This is a genomic window from Kouleothrix sp. (assembly GCF_046328425.1).
Classification (GTDB): Bacteria; Chloroflexota; Chloroflexia; order Chloroflexales; family Roseiflexaceae; genus Kouleothrix.
Genome location: NZ_JAXLWP010000021.1, coordinates 31,547 through 47,606 on the forward strand (window position 1 = coordinate 31,547; position 16,060 = coordinate 47,606).

Below are 16,060 nucleotides of genomic sequence, written 5' to 3' on the forward strand. Positions count from 1 at the left end.
GATCGAGCGTATACGGCTCACGCTCAGCGCGGCCGGCATTCGCCCGTGCGAGCAGATCAGCCTGGCGGTGCCGTACTCCCGCTGATAAGGCCCGCGATGCCGTCAAGGATCGTCGTCAGCCCACGCTCGAAGGCCTCGTCGCGCGTGATCTCGTTCTCATCATCAAAAAAGGCTTTCACCCGCGGGTAGCGGCCTGTCGCGAGCAGGCGCTCGAGGTAGGGCTGCATCGTCCGCTGCCACTGCTCCGTAGTCATGCCGCTGCTACGCTCTGCGGCGGCGTCGGCTAGCTCGGCTTCGACACTGCCGCGAACATACGTCTCTACCAGGTTCGTCGCCCAGGCCTTCCACGCGACCGGCAACGGAGTTGCATCAAATACAGACAGCGCGGTTTCCAAGTGCGCGATGGCGTTCGGCCCTAAAGCCGGCCGAACCACCGGGATGATCGACCAGGGATGATGCAAGGCGGCGGCGCGTTGCTGCCGGGCCAGCGTGACGAGGTCGGCGCGCCAATCGCCGGACGGGATGCCGCTCAGGTCGTACGTACCCACGATGTGGTCAAGCATGAGGTCGATCAGATCTTCTTTGCGGGCGACATGCCGGTAGAGCGACATCGGGCTAGCGCCAAGCACTGCGGCTAGCTTGCGCATCGTGAATGCTTCCAGCCCCTGCTCATCGGCCAGTTTGATGGCCGCAGCCACAATGCGTGCCCGGTCGAGCGGCACGTAGGGGCGCGCCGGAGGATCGGGCTGGTCCCAGACCACCGGGGCCTGCTCGTCGTTCTGCTCGGTCAATACAGCCTCGCCTTCCCTGGCAGCGCTCGCCAATACTGCGCTGCGTCCCACATTGTACCGCACCTGCCTCGACCATGTTCCACATGAGACCGACGCCCGCTGGCCTAACCTGCACGGCGTTGCGCCCTGGCGGGCGCAACGGAACATGTGGCCCGGACTCACATCGAAAGCTCCGCAATTGCCGCTTGCGTACATTGTTATTGTATTGTACAATGTACGTATACGATAACGATGTACGCAACCTCCTTGCTTACAGCTGCGAGGCTCGACGCGTACACCAGGTGAGCTCCAGGCTGATCGCCTCACCTCACCCATTGCACAGGAGTGTCTGTATGGCCACCCCTACCGGACGCCCGCAGCCGAACCTCTGGGTCATCCTGTTGGTCGTAATCGTCGCCGACATCATGGATCTGCTCGACGCCAGTATGACCAACATCGCCGCGCCCCTGATTGAGCGCGAGCTTGGCGGCGGCCACGCGCTCATCAGCTGGCTCGGCGCGAGCTACGCTCTCGCCCTTGGGGTGCTCCTGGTTCTCGGCGGTCGGCTCGGCGACAAGTATGGGCAGCGCCGCATCTTTCTCACGGGCATTGCCGGCTTCACCCTCGCCTCCCTCGTGTGCAGCGTCGCCGTCACCCCGGCGATGCTGATCGTCGGCCGGCTGGCCCAGGGCGCATTCGGCGCCTTACTTATCCCGCAGGGTTTCGCGATGCTCAAGGCGACCTTCCCGCGCGATCAGCTCAGCACGGCCTTCGGTGTGTTTGGCCCCATCCTGGGCCTGGCCGCCGTCCTCGGCCCCATCCTCGGCGCGTTCCTGGTCGATGCCAATCTCGCCGGCCTGAGCTGGCGGCCGATGTTCCTGATCAACCTCGTCATCGGCAGCTTCGCCTTTATCCTCGGCCTCAAGGTGCTGCCCAGGATTCCAGCCGACCGCAGCATCGCACTCGACGGCCTCGGCTCCACTCTGCTTGCCGCGACAATGTTCGCGCTGATCTACGGCCTGATCAGCGGCAGCGACACCGGGTGGAGCGCTGCACCGCTCACCCTCCTGGCGACGGGTGTCGTGTGCTTCGGCCTGTTCTGCTGGCGCCAGAGTACCGCGCGCAGCCCGCTCGTGAAGCCGAGCCTGCTCGCCAACCGGGGGTTCACCTCCGGCCTGATCCTTGGCCTCGTGTTCTTCGCGGCGATCGGCGGTATGTCGCTCATTCTCGCGCTATTCTTCCAGCAGAGCCGCGGCGCCACGCCCACTGGCGCCGCGCTCGGGCTCGTGCCGATGTCCCTTGGCATTATCGTCGCCTCGATCGCCGCTGCCAACCTCATTCATCGGCTTGGCCGCGCCCTGATCGCTATCGGCCTGGTGATCACGCTGGTCGGCGTCGCCAGCCTGGCCATCGTCATCGGTGTCCTTGGCCCCGCAGTGCGCATCTGGGCGCTCGTGCCGCCGATCTTTGTGCTGGGGCTTGGGCTGGGCACCTGCTTCGGGAACCTCTTCGACATCACGATCGGCGATGTGGACACCCACGAAGCCGGCAGCGCCAGCGGTTCACTCGCCGCGGTCCAACAGCTGGCCACCAGCATCGGCACGGCAGTAATGACCACCATCTACTTCACCACGCTCACGACGCATGGGGATGGACGTGCCATCGTCACCAGCCTCGCTGTGGTCGCTGCTATCATCGCCTGCTGCCTCGGGCTCGTCCGGCTCCTCCCCCGCAGCGCGCAACGGGAAAGCGCTGCCATCTAGGCAGAGCACACCAGAAGGAGAATAGCTTGAAGAAGAACGTGAAGCTCTCAGCATCCGACATCGTACAGCTGTTGGGCTGGCGCGGTCTGACGGCTGTGATAACCCTGTGGTCACAGCGCGACCGTCGTCGGCTACCGGCCGCGATCACGGAAGCCCGTTACGGCGCGCTCCCACGGGAGCGATTGGACGTCATCGAGCCGGCAATCGCCGGGCCAGCCGTGCCGATCGTCTTTATCCACGGTGGAGCCTGGGTCTGCGGGCAGAAAGAGCAGTACTATAGCCCGCTCGCGGCTTTCGTCCAGGCAGGGTTTCGCATCTTCAATGTCGAGTATCCGCGTGCGCCTGAGGACCCGCATCCCCAGCCGCTGCGCTCGCTGCTGGGTGCGCTCGCGTGGATACGCGCCAGGGGCATCGAGCGCGTGCAGCTCGTGGGCGACTCGGCCGGTGGGAACCTCGCCATGATGCTGGGCATCCTGATGGCAAATGACGCGCTCCAGGAAGTGGGGCTCACCGCGGGCGCGTTGGAACTACCGCAGGTTGTGAGCATCGTCTCGCTCTACGGCGTGCTCGAGCGCGATGTAATCGTCGCGGATGGCTTCCCCGGCGGGAAGCTGTTTCTCAAGGCGTACAGTCCGGCAAGCAGCGAAGCAGGCGCCATTGGGAGCCGGATCACGCCCATGGAGCTCCTGCCGTTCGACGCCCTTCCGCGTACGCTGATCGCCGCAGGAAACGAGGATCGCTTGGTCCGCTCGTCGCGGATCGCCGCCGAGGCGCTACGTCACCGCTTCGGCGGCCATGTGACCTACACGGAGTACGCAGGCGCGGATCACGGCTTCTTCCAGTTCGGTGCGCGGAGCGACGAGCTCCGGCGCGATGTGACCCAGTTTCTGCTGGACGTGACGTGAGCGACAAGTCTGACCAACACCGCCCATGAACCGATTGATAAGATGTTCGCTTGATCACGTATAGATTGTGCTGCACTACGTGGCTTCGCCGCGTAGTGCAACACAATAGGAGTTACGCAGTTGCGCTATTCAGCTTCCCGAAGCCGTGCATGGTGCCTGCGCCAGCAGGGTACTTTTTGCTCATCGTGTGCGGTTTTTCCGCGCTCCGCGCGGAAAAACCGCACACCTCTAAGGAATCGGTACCGCTCTGCCGAAGGCTGAGCTCGCCAACTGCGTAAGTCATACACAATAAGAAATTTGGGGGCGGCGAAGCCGCCCCCAAAACCCCACCAAAGGGATACCGAGATGGTCTATCCCGAGGCTCAGGCCCGGTCAAGCGCGCGAAAGCGATGGGGCCTCGCGCCGACGAACAGCAGAGCCACGGCCATTACGGTGACGACCGTCATCCACTGCGGGTCGTATGACGAGCCAAAGGATGGCAGGAATGAGAAGGCCGTGTCGTAGGTCGCGTGCAGTGCGATCGTCGCGAAGACGCTGCGGTTGGTCGCGACGTACACGCGGGTGAGAAGCACCCGGAAGGCGATCGTGAAGGCGCACTGCCAGGCCACCCAGGCGAGGCTGTGGTGAGTCTGCAGAAACGGGATGAAGTGCCACACGGCCCAGATGCCGCCGGCGATCAGGCCGGCGGCGAGCACGCTGCAGCGCGTCAGCAGCGCATCGGTGAGGATAGCAGTCCATCCTAGCTGCTCGCAGTACGCGCTCAGGCTGTAGATGAGCAGCAGCACCGGCAGGCTCAGCAGCGGCGTCGGGGGAACGCTGACCGAAACGCCGCTTCGCAACGTCAGGCCGTAGGAGCACAGCACGAGGAGCGGCATCAGTATGACCACCCCGAGGCGCCACGTCAGGCCGGGGATCCGATTGATGTCCAGGCCGCGCCGCAGGAGCGCCGGCACCGAGCCGCCGCCGCGCCATATAACGATGACAGCCGCCAGCAGCACCACGAGAAACTGAAGCGCGCTCAGCGGCAGCGCGACCGGAATAATGCGCGTGGCATCGACGACGGAGGCCGCGAGCCAGAGCGGAGCCGAGAGCGCCAGAACGACGATCAGAAAGGTGGCGACACGTTTCATGAAGGATTCGCTCCTTGGAATAACAAAACGTACAGTGTACGTACTGTATACTACGTACACTGTACGTTGTCAAGTTTCCGGGAAGGAGATCGCGCTATGCCACGCAGCCGCCCGCCGCTCACCCGCGACGAGATCCTATCCACCGCGCTCGCGATCGTCGACGCGCAGGGGCTCGAGGGCCTCTCGATGCGCAAGCTGGCCGCCGCGCTGGGGGTCAAGGTGATGTCGCTCTACAATCACGTGCGCGACCGAGACGACCTGCTGCATGGCATGGTCGATCGGGTGCTCGCGTCGATCACGCAGCCGGCGGAAAATCTCGCCTGGCCGGCGACCCTGGAATACTTCGCGCAGTCACTCTATGGAGCGCTGATTGTCCACCCGGCCCTGGTGACGGAGATCGAGCAGGCGGAGCCGCTGAGCGGGCGTGTGCTGATGGGGATGGAGCGGGTGCTGCTGGCGCTGAAGGCGGCCGGCCTCAGCCCGCGTGAGCAGGTCAGCGCTTTTCGTGGGCTGGTGGCCGTGGTTCTGGGATTTGTCCTGGCCCACACCCGCGGGCTGACGGTGAGCCGGGCCGACGCGCAGGCCACGTGGGAGCGCTGGGATAGCCAGCAGTTCACGGGCTCAGAACGGCCGTACCTCATCGAGCTCGCGCCATACTTTCAGGACACCCGCGCCGACGACGACTTCGCGTTTGTGCTGCAGGCCTACCTCGACGCGCTGCGCGCGAGGGTGCATTTGAACGATGCATCCGCTAAACAGGTCGACGGCGCTGTTGAGCCTGCGAGGCCAGAGGTGTGAGTCTGCGCCGCCTTGGTGAGGCACTTGACATCCCGACAATACATAGTATACTATGCATTATTAATTGAATAGCATGCTATGTATTTTTCTGGGAGGCGCTTGCCATGGATCGTTGGTTCAAGCTCACGCACCTCTTCTCCTTCGCGCTGCTCGCCGGCTTCATGGCCGTCACGCAGTGGTCGCTGATCCCAGCCCAGAACCGGCTCCCCGCCGAAGGGTATGCGATCCTTGAGCAGGGGATGAACGATCGTCTGGAGACGCTTACGCCCATCCTGATGATCGCCACGGTCGCGAGCGGGATTGGGGCCTTGTTCCTCGTCTGGCGGCGCAGCCCGCGAACCCGCGCGCTTCAGGGGCTCGCGCTGGCCTGTGCGGTGGCGATGGTGATCTCGACGCTGACCATCAATGCGCCAGTCAACTTCGCGATCGACACCTGGAATACCGCTGCTCCACCTGCGGACTGGTCAGCGCTACGCGACCGCTGGGAGCTCGGCCACACCATCCGCGCGTATGTCGGTCTGGTTGGGCTGCTGGCCGCCCTCGTCGCGACGATCTGGGATGGCGCGTAGGTCGAACTTGACCATTTCGCAAGACTATGATAAACAGAAGCCCGCTATGCAACGCATCCTAAAGGTCATTCATCTGGCCGGGCTAGCAACGTTGCTCGGCGGCTTGCTCAACCGGCTTGTCGGTGGAGTGGGGGCGGAGCACCGGGCTCGGCAGCGTTTGCGCTTATGCACGCCCAGAGCGTGGCAATGACGCAGGCGCTGACGATGCCTGGTTTGGCACTGGCGGCCATCTCGGGCTTCGCCCTGGTGTGGATCTCGCGGCTCTCGCCAGCTCGCCACCGCTGGCTTGCAATGCACGCCGGGCTAGCGGTTGTGGCAGGAATCCTTGTGGCGGCGCTGCTCTTGCCCGCCGGCAGGCGGCGCTGGAGGCGGCTCGCGCCGCCACAGCCCCCGGTGCGACCGTCGCTGCGGCCGAGCGTATCGCCGGCACAGTCGCGAGCACACTGACGCTCGCGCTCATCGCATTCGGCGTCGACAAGCCCAAGCTGGCGGTGGGCTCTCCGCCGAGGAACCAGGCGGGGGCATTGTAGACGGCCAACAACAGCAGAGCATCGGTATGCCACCAAAGCATCACGCACTGGAAACGCACTTTTCGCGCCCAAAGAGCCTGGGGTATCTCTCCTACCGCCTCGCGCGGCTCTTCTCGCGTGCGCTGGACAGTCGGCTCGCCGCACACGGCGTACCGATCGGCCAGTTTCGGGTCCTGCTCATCCTCTGGGAGGTCGAGCAGAGTACCCAGGCCGAGCTTGCCCACTACCTTGATATCGAACAGCCGACGGCTGCCGCCACCATCAGCCGGATGCAGCGCGACGGGCTGATCACGACCAGCCCGGATCCCGCTGACGGGCGACGCCTCCTGATTCGGATGACTGAGCGAGGGCGCGCACTGCGCGGCCCGCTCACCGCCGAGGCCCAGTACATCAACGATCTGGCCATCGAGGGCATGACGGCCGCTGAAGCTGAGCAGGCGCTCGACCTGCTCGCGCGCCTCGGTGACGCGCTCGCTCGCGAGGTTGGTTTCTGAACATCAAGCTTAGAGCGAGGAATCAGAATGACAGCACGTGCGACCGAGCGGCTGGCCGCTATCCAGCCAGGCGATCTGGCCATGCTGGGCGTGCCGTGGGATGCGCACTCCTCGTTCCTGCGCGGCGCGGCGCTGGCCCCGACACAAATTCGCGCCACGCTGCACAACGGGGCGATGAACCTTTGCGCCGAGAACGGTCACGACCTTGGCGTCGAGCCGCGCTGGCACGACCTAGGCGACCTTGCTATCCCGCTCGGCGACGACACCGCGGCGCTGGCGGCAATCACCGGCGCGGCCGCAGATGTACTCGCCCGCGGCGGGCGCCTGCTGGCGCTTGGCGGCGACCACGCGAGCAGCTTCCCGCTGCTGCGCGCCTATGGCCGGGACTACCCCGGGCTCACCGTTCTGCATATCGACGCGCACCCCGACCTGTACGACGAGCTGGATGGCGATCGCCTCTCGCACGCCTGCCCGTTCGCCCGCGCGCTGGAGGAAGGGCTGATCGCGCGGCTGGTGCAGGTGGGCATCCGCACGCTGAACCCGCACCAGCGCGCTCAGGCCGCGCGCTTCGGCGTGGAGATCATAACGATGCGCGAGTGGCGGCCGGGCCTCGAGCTGCGACTGAGCGGGCCGCTGTACGTGTCGCTCGATCTCGACGCGCTCGACCCGGCCTTCGCGCCGGGCGTATCGCACCACGAGCCGGGCGGCCTGAGCACCCGCGAACTGCTGGGGATCATTCAGGGCCTGCCTGCACCAGTGGGGGCCGACCTAGTGGAGCTCAACCCGGTGCGCGACCCGCAGGGCATCACTGCCGCGCTGGCGGCCAAGCTCGTAAAGGAGCTGGCGACACAGCTGCTGGGCGGGCCACGCCCAGCCTAGCAGCGCCGCTTGCCAAGCTGATCGCGCACACACAAAAAATCCATCACGATTGGCATTGCCCCAGCCGGCTAGGGCTAGCCAGCAGCAGGTCGATCAGATGCGCGCCATCGGTCACACCTGGCCTGCTACGGGTAGATCCCGCGCGCCACGATTGCCTCGACCACCCGACCGACCGCCAGCACCAGCACACCGGCGCGCAGCGACAGCCGGCGCGCATCGGCAATCTGTAATGCCTGGCGGGCCGCGTCGGCGGCAAGCCGATCGAGCTGGGCGTAGACCTCGCGCGAAGTCCACAGGAACTGCTGCAGCCCCTGCACCCATTCAAAGTAGCTCGCTGCCACCTGCCCGGCCCCGGTCAGCACGTCGGGGATGACCGTTGCGCCGCGCGCCTCCAGCACCCAGTCAGCCTCTACGTCGACCATGCCGCCGGCTTCGACGACTAGATCGGCGCGGATTTCAAGCGCCTCCACGGCGCCTAGCACCGGCACCTGCCCCCCAAGCAGCAGGATGTCGCAGTGATGGCCAAGCGCGGCCGCGGCGGGCAGCTCGGCCACGCTCGCCCCCAAATCGCGCATCAGCGGCACCAGTGCCTGCTCACCTGGCGCGGCCCCGGCTACGACCGCCCGCGCGCCATGCAGATCGATGCCGCGCGCAGCGGCGACCTCGCGCAGCACCGCCACGACGCCGCGCGCGCCCAGGTCGTGGCCCTGCGACCCGCCGACCGCCAGCGGCTTGCCGACGGCGACGGCCGGCACAGTATGGCCGCGCTGCATGGAGAAGGTGTCCATGGCCCAGGCGATCACATCAGGCGATGTGCCAGCTCCGGCCGCCAGAATATCGCGCTCGCGGCCCAGCAGCGGGGCGATCTCAGTGGCGTAGCGCCGGGTGACGCGCTCCAGCTCGGCCGGCGAGAGGTTGCCCGGATCGATTAGCACGCCGCCGGCCGCGCCGCCAAACGGCAGGTTGGCCGCCGCGCACTGCCACGTCGCGCGCATGGCGACCGCGCAGATATCCTCAAGCGTCAGCTCAGCGCAGTAGCGCAGCCCGCCCAACACCGGCCCGCGCGCCAGGCTGTGCTGCACACGAAACCCGGTGTACGTGGCCAGCCGGCCATCATCGTGCCGCACCGGCAGCTGCACGGTCAGCTGGCGCTGCGGTGTGCGCAGGATGTGGCGCATGCCATCCTCGAGCCCCAAGCGCCACGCCGCCAGATCGACATGCTGCCGCGCGCGGGCGAACGCGCGCGAGCGGTCGGCGGCCGGCGGCTCGCCGCAGACCGGAAACAACTTGGTGTCGGCTGCGGTCATCGGCTGCTCATTGGGTGGTGGCCAGGCTGCCCGAGCGCGCGTACTCGCCCGCCGGCGCCAGGCGCTGCAGCTCGCCGGCTGGGCGGCGCTCGCGGCAATCCAGCGCGGCCCGCCACAGCGGCCCGATCGCACGGGCAATCGGCGGGTCGGTCTCGATCAACAGCCGCAGGTGATCGAGCGCGTGCGCCAGCACGTGCTGCAGCGTAATCTGATCGGGGGGAGCTAAGGTACTGCTGCGCGCAGGCGCCACGCCGCCGACTGGCTCAAGCCGGATCGGGCTGGCCGCCTTGAGCTGGCTGATACACGCGATCGGTGGCAGCACAGCCAGATAGGTTAGGATCAGCCGGCCCGATGCGTGGGCGCCGCTCTCGTAGCGCCAGGCGGTCGAATGCACGACCGTCGCACTTGGGTCGAGCGCCCGGCCAAAGAAAGCCTCAACGCACGCGCGCACGACCCTGCTGGGGTGCGCTGCGGCAATGTACGGCTCGTACCAGGCCCGCGCGATGTCGTCGCAGCGCTGAACATACACGATCTGGCCGGTGTGCAGAGTGACGGGAAGAATTTCGTAGCAGAGCGCCTCGGGGGCAGCCGCGCTCGCCGTCTTTGTCTCGTGAGAGTGTACCCAGGTGCTCATACACATCCCTACATCAAACCAGCTGCTTACTGCAGCATAAAGTTAATATATTTAATCATGTTTGTCAATTAAAATATGTTGACAAACATGATTAATTAATTTAAGATTGACTACAAATGTGCTGAGCGATGAGGAGCTGCCTGAAAGCGAGTAGCGGGCATATTCGTGGCCGCCACCCGCCAGGCGGGAGTGCGCGCGGAGCATACTCCCTCGCACCTCCCCTATTTCAGACAGGTTCTGAAAAAACGATGTACGCAGTTGGCGTGCCCAGCCTTCGGCAGAGCGGCACTATCTGTATCAGAAAGGAAGCGGCGATGACTGCGCAGCCCGCGCCACTACGCGCGCTGGGGATCTCGGGAAGCCCATCGGCAAATTCACGCTCGCGCATTCTGGTTGAGCGAACGCTGGTGCGGCTGGCGGAACTGCAAGTGGCAACCGAGCTGCTGGACTTGAGCGATCTGCCGGCCGAGGCCCTGCTGGCGCGCCGGCAGGACCCGAGCGTCGAGGCGGCAATCCAGCGATCCGCAACGGCAAATATCCTCATACTCGGCACGCCGGTGTACCGCGCGAGCTATGCCGGGCAGCTCAAGGCGTTTTTCGACCTGTTTCCGCAAGATGCGCTGCGCGGCACTGTTACCGGCTTGATCGCCACCGGTGCGGGTCTAGCCCACGCGCTGGTAGCGGATCACGCGCTGCGCCCATTGGTCGCAAGCCTGCGCGGCCTCAGCGCCTCACAGGCGCTCTACATTGTCGACGCGCAGTTCCCAGAGAAGACGCAGATCCCGGATGCCGTCGAGGCGCAGATCAGCGCACTGGCAGCCGAGCTGTATACGCTTGGGCGCGCGCTGGCTTGGGGCAAAGCGTAGCGTATAGAGCGATCACATACAGGCTGTTCAACCCACGCCGATCGTTGGTGTAGGCACGGTCATCAGGTGAGCCATGGTTCGTGTAACAGCGAAGCAGGAGACAGGATCGATGAGCACACTTCGTGAGTACCTGGCCCAAAAGCGCGACGCCATACTTGCCCGCAACGCGGCCGCGCAGAGCGGCGGCACACCGCCGCTGACGCTTCAGGCGAGCGTGACCGCCGAGGGCCGCAGCGGGGTACGGCGCATCCGCATCCGTGACTTCCAGATCATCAGCGACAGCGGCCCCGACTTCGCCGGCTACAACCTTGGCCCCAGCTCGCCCGAGCTACAGCTGGGAGTATTGGGCAGCTGCCTGACGCACATCTTTCTGATCCAAGCCGCCGATCGGCAGGTTCCGCTCGACTCGCTGAGCGTCACCGTCACCGGGCAGATGGATCCGCGCGCCGGCCGGCCCGGCTATGAGGACATCCCGATCTACCCCCACAATATTCGCTACACCGTGCAGCTCACCTCGCCAGCTTCGGAGGAGCAGATCGCCGCGCTGCACGATGCTGTGGAGCGCACCTGCCCGATCCTGAACCTGCTGGCGAACCCACAGCAGATCAGCGGCGTGGTCGAGCATACCCGCCCAGCCGGGCTGGCTTAGCAGGCTTGCAAAGCCTCAATCACCACGCTTGGCGGCGGCGGCTTTGCCGCCCACAAGATGCTTTTTGGGGCTCTGAGAGCGCGAAAAACGGATGCCCTTGGCAGGTCTTCTCTGCAGGAGATACTCTGTGACCCAGCGTACACCACCACTGCCGATTGAAGCGCTTGCGGCCTGGCGCGAAGATTTCGTCGCCCTGCGCCGGCAGCTGCACGCCTACCCGGAGACGGCCTACGAAGAGCACCTCACCGCCGCGCTGGTGGCACGCGAGCTAGCAGCGTACGGCTTGGAGGTTCATCGCGGCATCGCGGGCACCGGCGTGGTTGGCGTGCTGCGCCACGGCGCCAGCCGCCGCACGATCGGCCTGCGGGCCGATATAGACGCGCTTGATATCAGTGAGCAGGCCGATCTGCCCTATCGCTCCACAATTACTGGCAAGATGCACGCGTGCGGCCACGATGGGCACACCGCCATGCTGCTGCTGGCCGCGCGCTACCTGAGCGCCACGCGGGCGCTCGATGGCACGGTTGTGTTTATCTTTCAGCCGGCTGAGGAGCGCGGCGGCGGGGCGCGCGAGATGCTGCGCGATGGGCTGTTCGAGCGCTTTCCGGTCGACGATGTGTATGGTATGCACAATATCCCCGGCCTGCCGGCCGGAGAGTTCGCCGTGATGCCAGGCCCAATGATGGCCGCCGGCGATTACTTCGAGATTGTGCTCACGGCCGCGGGAGCACACGCGGCGCTGCCGCACACCACCGCCGACCCAATCCTGGCCGGCAGCGCGCTGGTGCAGGCGCTGCAGTCGCTGGTCAGCCGCAGCCTCGACCCGCTCGAGCCGGCGGTGCTGTCGGTCACCCAGTTCCACGGCGGCGAGGCCAGCAACGTGATCCCCGCGACCGTCAGACTCCAGGGCACTGCGCGCAGCTACACCCCACAGACGCGCGCCGCGCTCGAGGACGGGCTGCGGCGCCTGGCTGCCGGCACGGCGGCGAGCTACGGCGTGATCGCCGAGGTGAACTTCGTGCCCGGCTACCCGGCGACGATCAACACGCCGCGCGAGGCCGGCTTTGCCGCCGAGGTGCTTGCACAGGTGGCAGGTCGCGAGCGCGTGCACACACAGCTGAAGCCGCTGATGACCGCTGAAGACTTCTCATTTCTCCTGCAGGCGCGGCCCGGCGCATATATCTGGATCGGCAACGGCGATACTGCCGGGCTCCACACACCGCGCTACGACTTCAACGACCGCATTCTCACCACCGGCGCGGCCGCATGGGTTCGGCTGGCCGAATCCGCGCTATCTGGCTCCTAGCACACAGGTAGCGATCCAACATATGCCAATGGCACTCCAAAGGCGTCGTCAGCGATCGAGCCGCAGCTCCATAAACAGCGCGGTGCTTCGCGCCGCATCAGGGATCGGGTAGTACGGCTCGATATCGACAAAGCCCAGGCTGTGATAGAGGTTCTGGGCTTCAACTTGGAGAAACCCAGTGTCGAGCAGCATGCGCGCATAGCCGCTGGCACGCGCTTCGGCAATTAGGCGCTCGGCGAGCGCTCGCCCCGCCCCGCGCCCCTGGAATGCCGGCGCGACAAACATGCGCTTCATCTCACAGCCACTGGCGTCAAATGGTCGAAACGCGACGCAGCCAGCCGGCTGACCATCAATTTGAGCCAGCAGCAGCCGCCCGAGCGGCCGCGCGTAGGCACCCGGCAGCCCATCAAGCTCGGCGTTGAAGGCCTTGGCCTCGAAGTAGGCGTTTACTTGATCGATATAGGCTGCGTAGCGCTGCCGGCTCCACTCGACAAACGCTCGCATCAGCGCGCGCACTTGGTTCAGCTGCTCCACGCTGGCTGGCTCAATGATCTCGGCAACGCTTAGCGCTGGCTCGCGCATTGGATTCCCCTTTCATACTAAATTCGCTTGATTACGTACACTTTGGTGGGGGTTTGGGGGCGGCGAAGCCGTCCCCCAAATTTCTTATTGTGATGCACTACGTGGCTTCGCCACGTAGTGCACAGGGCTCGTGCAACGTCGGCCCTCACCCCTCACCCCCTCTCCCGCGCGCGGGAGAGGGGGTGAGGGGGTGAGGTGCGGTCGCCGCCGCGACTGCACCTCACAGCCAGATGTGTTTCCCCTTCCCCTGACGGGGGAGGGCTCGAAAGACGTTGCACGAGCCCTGACGTAGTGCATCACAATCTATACGTGGTCAAGCGAACAGCGCATCATGGCTTGCGAGGAGATCGTGGCGAAGGTAGGGGCGCGGCATGGCCGCGCCCCTACCTTCGCCAACGGGCAATATAGACGTGCCGCAGGTAAACACGAGTTCAGAGCGTAGAGCCTAGCTGGGCAGCAGCTCGCCGGCCTCGATCGCACTATCAAGCCGGTTTTGCTCGGGCGGCAGCGGGCATGTGGCGAACTCGGTAAACACACAGGGCAGGTTGCTGGCCCGGTTGAAATCGACGGTCACGAGCCCAAGCTGGGGCGCCGAGGTCACTACGGCCCGCCCGCCACCATACGTGGTTTTGCCGTTGGTGGTATCGCGGAAGTGCAGCACCAGCCCGCCGTCGCGCCAGCCAACCGCGTCTAGGCGCCGTTCGTGCTGCCCGACGGTAAAAGTCACAAAGCCCGGGCTGGTCTGGGCGCTGGTGTCGCCAAGCAGGTTTGTGATCGCGAGCGGCTTCGGCGGGTTATATGCGGTGAACACGCCCTCAACGCGGTAATCTTCGTCGATCGGAAACCAGCGCCGCCCGCGAAAGGCGGCTAGCGCCGGGCTTTTGGCATCGCGCACGCGCACGATCGTGCGTGAGCCGCGCTCGATGATGAAAAACGTGACGCTGCCGACGGTGAGCACGTCGGGCGTCTGCTTTGTATCTGCGTCGGTGCGCAGCACCGCCGCCTCATCCAGAAGTATGCCGTTGAGTTGTACGCCAGCGCCGGGTGTGGCCACGAGTGTGATCACGCCGGCTTCAAAACGCAGCAGGCCGACATCGGCCGGCGCGGATCCCTCGGGCAGTCGAATGTCCTTGCTGGCTCCTGAGCCGATCGTATAGCTCCCAGGCTGAAGCTCAAAGCGTCCAATAAGGCTGACCCAATCCCGCCGCAACGGAATCTCGGCCTCGCGACGCCAGGCTTCAAGCTCAGCTTGATAGAGGCTTGTGCTGGTTGTCATGGCTTGTTTCTTTCTCTGACAGGTAGATTTGACAGAAACCTTGGCGCGAAAGCGTCTGAGCTTTCACCGTAGAATGCAGCGCCAGCGCCTGGGAGATGCAGCAGACGCGTGGCTTGTGCGCTCGCGAGCGAGCTGCCTCTCCCTGCGGCGGCGCCGGCCGGTAGGATGGATGGTGGCGAGAACGCCGCCTCTGTGTGCGGTTTTCCCGCCGACAGAAGGCCGAGCACGCCAGCTGCGTAGATCCTCAAAAGAAGGGGTGACGCCATGGCTGGATTAATATTAATATACTTGATCTAATAAGTCAAGTAAAAACATGACAACGAGCGGAGGGCCGAGAGCGACTTCGCTTTCTCTGACTAGGAGAAATTTCTATGCGTAGTCCGGGCCACAAGTCAGGGCTGGAAGTGCATCAGCGCGAAACGGTTCGCCGGACCCGGCCGTAGGTTGCAACCTTACCCCACGGATCATCCTCGGCGAAGCGCGCCGCCCGGAACGGCTGCAGGTCGGCCGTGCGCGGCTGGCCATCGACAATCCACTCGGCCAAGCACTTGCCGATCGCCGGCGAGGTCTTGAACGACGTGCCGCTGTCGCCAGCTATCACGAACAGGCCAGCGATACCAGGAACCTGGTCGATAATCGGGCGGCCATCGGGGCTCATCATCACCATGCCGGCCCAGCCCCCGCGCATGGGCGCTTCGGCCATGGCGGGGAAGCGCGCCACCAGCCGCGCGCGCGCACTCTCGACTGCGGCTGGGTCGGCCGTCTCACGGTAGTTGTCGGGTGAGTCCTCCGACGCAATCCATTCCGCGCCGATCAGCGTGCCGCTGTCGCTTTCGGGCCGAAACCAGGTGTCGTTGATCGCGTCGATACAGGTCATATGGCCGCGGCCAATCGCGATCGGCCAGCGGAATATCACGACCTGCAGGCGATTCGGCTTCAGCCCCCAATCGATCCCCAATCTGCCCAGCAGCTGGTTCGACCAGGCGCCACCGGCGAACACCACCGTAGGCGCGTCGATTGGGCCGGCGGTGGTATCAACGCCGGTCACGCGGCCGTGCGCGTGGCGTACCCCTGTGACGGTTGTGTGGGTTGTGATGCTCGCGCCCAGCTCCTGCGCCCGCCGCACAAAGCCATAGCAGGTCTTGATCGGATCGGCGTAGCCGCTGCCGGGCTCGTAGGCCACATAGGTCAGGTCATCGGTGCGGCAGCCCGGCTCTAGCTCGCGTAGCTCCTGGGCAGAAATCACGCGCGCCTCCACGCCAATCGCGCGCTGCATCGCCACTGTGCTACGCAGCTCCTGCTCGAATGCCGGCGCAACGAGCTGGACAAACCCGGTGGCGGTGTAGCCGCACTCGCCGCCGACAATCCAATCCCAGTTCTTGAAGATCTTCAGGCTCTCGTAGGCCAGGCGCGTTTCATACGGGTTGGTGTAGTGCATCCGCACCAGCGCACCCGATTTTCCAGTGGCGCCTGCTGCCAAATAGCCCCGCTCGACGAGAATGATATTCTTTACACCCGCCTGGGCCAGGTGAAACAGGGCGCTCGCCCCATTGACGCCGCCGCCGATCACGATGACTTCTGCAGTTGTCATGGCTTTGTGTC

16 protein-coding genes are annotated in these 16,060 nt (G+C 65.2%); 9 read left to right on the top strand and 7 right to left on the bottom strand.

Annotated elements, in window-relative coordinates:
* Positions 1-56: 56 nt before the first annotated feature.
* On the bottom strand, positions 57-791 hold the full coding sequence (locus tag U0177_RS19055) for a TetR/AcrR family transcriptional regulator (RefSeq protein WP_409572248.1): 735 nt from the start codon (positions 789-791) through the stop codon (positions 57-59).
* Between the two features lie 332 nt (positions 792-1,123).
* Between U0177_RS19055 and U0177_RS19060 the strand changes: the two genes are divergently transcribed.
* Positions 1,124-2,533 carry an MFS transporter gene (locus U0177_RS19060; protein WP_409572249.1) on the top strand — a complete coding sequence of 470 codons (1,410 nt, stop codon included), beginning with the start codon at positions 1,124-1,126 and terminating at the stop codon, positions 2,531-2,533.
* Between the two features lie 26 nt (positions 2,534-2,559).
* Positions 2,560-3,438 (top strand): alpha/beta hydrolase, encoded by an 879-nt coding sequence (locus U0177_RS19065; protein WP_409572250.1) that lies wholly within the window; start codon positions 2,560-2,562, stop codon positions 3,436-3,438.
* 362 nt (positions 3,439-3,800) lie between these two features.
* On the opposite strand, the gene U0177_RS19070 is transcribed toward U0177_RS19065, so the two are convergent.
* The gene (locus U0177_RS19070) at positions 3,801-4,568 is read right to left on the bottom strand and encodes a type II CAAX prenyl endopeptidase Rce1 family protein (protein WP_409572251.1); all 768 of its coding nucleotides are present in this window, start codon (positions 4,566-4,568) and stop codon (positions 3,801-3,803) included.
* A gap of 96 nt (positions 4,569-4,664) precedes the next feature.
* On the opposite strand from U0177_RS19070, the gene U0177_RS19075 reads away from it, so the two are divergent.
* The 4 genes from U0177_RS19075 (at position 4,665) to speB (ending at position 7,838) form a co-directional block, all read left to right on the top strand.
* The gene (locus U0177_RS19075) at positions 4,665-5,366 is read left to right on the top strand and encodes a TetR/AcrR family transcriptional regulator (protein ID WP_409572252.1); all 702 of its coding nucleotides are present in this window, start codon (positions 4,665-4,667) and stop codon (positions 5,364-5,366) included.
* Positions 5,367-5,470: 104 nt separating this feature from the next.
* Positions 5,471-5,935: an anthrone oxygenase family protein gene (locus U0177_RS19080; protein WP_409572253.1), complete on the top strand. Its 465-nt coding sequence runs from the start codon at positions 5,471-5,473 to the stop codon at positions 5,933-5,935.
* 556 nt (positions 5,936-6,491) lie between these two features.
* Positions 6,492-6,959, top strand: coding sequence for a MarR family winged helix-turn-helix transcriptional regulator (locus U0177_RS19085; protein WP_409572254.1), 468 nt, complete (start codon positions 6,492-6,494; stop codon positions 6,957-6,959).
* A 27-nt stretch (positions 6,960-6,986) separates the two neighbouring features.
* A complete protein-coding gene (speB, locus tag U0177_RS19090; RefSeq protein WP_409572255.1) occupies positions 6,987-7,838 on the top strand; it encodes an agmatinase in 852 nt (283 codons plus the stop codon).
* Between the two features lie 125 nt (positions 7,839-7,963).
* Here the strand turns inward: speB and U0177_RS19095 are convergent, their stop codons facing one another.
* Together U0177_RS19095 and U0177_RS19100 are read right to left on the bottom strand one after the other, a co-directional pair.
* Complete coding sequence (locus U0177_RS19095; RefSeq protein ID WP_409572256.1) at positions 7,964-9,145, bottom strand: Glu/Leu/Phe/Val family dehydrogenase; 1,182 nt, start codon at positions 9,143-9,145, stop codon at positions 7,964-7,966.
* A 7-nt stretch (positions 9,146-9,152) separates the two neighbouring features.
* Entirely contained in the window at positions 9,153-9,779 is a 627-nt protein-coding gene (locus U0177_RS19100) for a hypothetical protein (protein ID WP_409572257.1), read from the bottom strand.
* A gap of 314 nt (positions 9,780-10,093) precedes the next feature.
* On the opposite strand from U0177_RS19100, the gene U0177_RS19105 reads away from it, so the two are divergent.
* From U0177_RS19105 to U0177_RS19115, 3 genes are all read left to right on the top strand, one after another.
* Positions 10,094-10,645, top strand: a complete 552-nt coding sequence (locus tag U0177_RS19105) for an NAD(P)H-dependent oxidoreductase (RefSeq protein ID WP_409572258.1) — start codon at positions 10,094-10,096, stop codon at positions 10,643-10,645.
* A gap of 109 nt (positions 10,646-10,754) precedes the next feature.
* A complete protein-coding gene (locus U0177_RS19110) occupies positions 10,755-11,294 on the top strand; it encodes an OsmC family protein (protein ID WP_409572259.1) in 540 nt (179 codons plus the stop codon).
* A gap of 127 nt (positions 11,295-11,421) precedes the next feature.
* Positions 11,422-12,600: a M20 aminoacylase family protein gene (locus tag U0177_RS19115; RefSeq protein WP_409572260.1), complete on the top strand. Its 1,179-nt coding sequence runs from the start codon at positions 11,422-11,424 to the stop codon at positions 12,598-12,600.
* Positions 12,601-12,648: 48 nt separating this feature from the next.
* Here the strand turns inward: U0177_RS19115 and U0177_RS19120 are convergent, their stop codons facing one another.
* The 3 genes from U0177_RS19120 to U0177_RS19130 form a co-directional block, all read right to left on the bottom strand.
* The gene (locus U0177_RS19120) at positions 12,649-13,182 is read right to left on the bottom strand and encodes a GNAT family N-acetyltransferase (protein WP_409572261.1); all 534 of its coding nucleotides are present in this window, start codon (positions 13,180-13,182) and stop codon (positions 12,649-12,651) included.
* A gap of 445 nt (positions 13,183-13,627) precedes the next feature.
* Positions 13,628-14,458, bottom strand: a complete 831-nt coding sequence (locus U0177_RS19125) for a DUF1684 domain-containing protein (protein WP_409572262.1) — start codon at positions 14,456-14,458, stop codon at positions 13,628-13,630.
* Between the two features lie 409 nt (positions 14,459-14,867).
* Positions 14,868-16,049, bottom strand: coding sequence for an NAD(P)/FAD-dependent oxidoreductase (locus U0177_RS19130; RefSeq protein ID WP_409572263.1), 1,182 nt, complete (start codon positions 16,047-16,049; stop codon positions 14,868-14,870).
* Positions 16,050-16,060 lie beyond the last annotated feature (11 nt).

Coding starts and splice junctions, on each gene's coding strand:
- U0177_RS19060 (WP_409572249.1), top strand. CDS start 1,124: ATGGCCACCCCTACCGGACGCCCGCAGCCGAACCTCTGGGTCATCCTG.
- U0177_RS19070 (WP_409572251.1), bottom strand. CDS start 4,568: ATGAAACGTGTCGCCACCTTTCTGATCGTCGTTCTGGCGCTCTCGGCT.
- U0177_RS19075 (WP_409572252.1), top strand. CDS start 4,665: ATGCCACGCAGCCGCCCGCCGCTCACCCGCGACGAGATCCTATCCACC.
- U0177_RS19080 (WP_409572253.1), top strand. CDS start 5,471: ATGGATCGTTGGTTCAAGCTCACGCACCTCTTCTCCTTCGCGCTGCTC.
- U0177_RS19085 (WP_409572254.1), top strand. CDS start 6,492: ATGCCACCAAAGCATCACGCACTGGAAACGCACTTTTCGCGCCCAAAG.
- speB (WP_409572255.1), top strand. CDS start 6,987: ATGACAGCACGTGCGACCGAGCGGCTGGCCGCTATCCAGCCAGGCGAT.
- U0177_RS19095 (WP_409572256.1), bottom strand. CDS start 9,145: ATGACCGCAGCCGACACCAAGTTGTTTCCGGTCTGCGGCGAGCCGCCG.
- U0177_RS19100 (WP_409572257.1), bottom strand. CDS start 9,779: ATGAGCACCTGGGTACACTCTCACGAGACAAAGACGGCGAGCGCGGCT.
- U0177_RS19105 (WP_409572258.1), top strand. CDS start 10,094: ATGACTGCGCAGCCCGCGCCACTACGCGCGCTGGGGATCTCGGGAAGC.
- U0177_RS19110 (WP_409572259.1), top strand. CDS start 10,755: ATGAGCACACTTCGTGAGTACCTGGCCCAAAAGCGCGACGCCATACTT.
- U0177_RS19120 (WP_409572261.1), bottom strand. CDS start 13,182: ATGCGCGAGCCAGCGCTAAGCGTTGCCGAGATCATTGAGCCAGCCAGC.
- U0177_RS19125 (WP_409572262.1), bottom strand. CDS start 14,458: ATGACAACCAGCACAAGCCTCTATCAAGCTGAGCTTGAAGCCTGGCGT.
- U0177_RS19130 (WP_409572263.1), bottom strand. CDS start 16,049: ATGACAACTGCAGAAGTCATCGTGATCGGCGGCGGCGTCAATGGGGCG.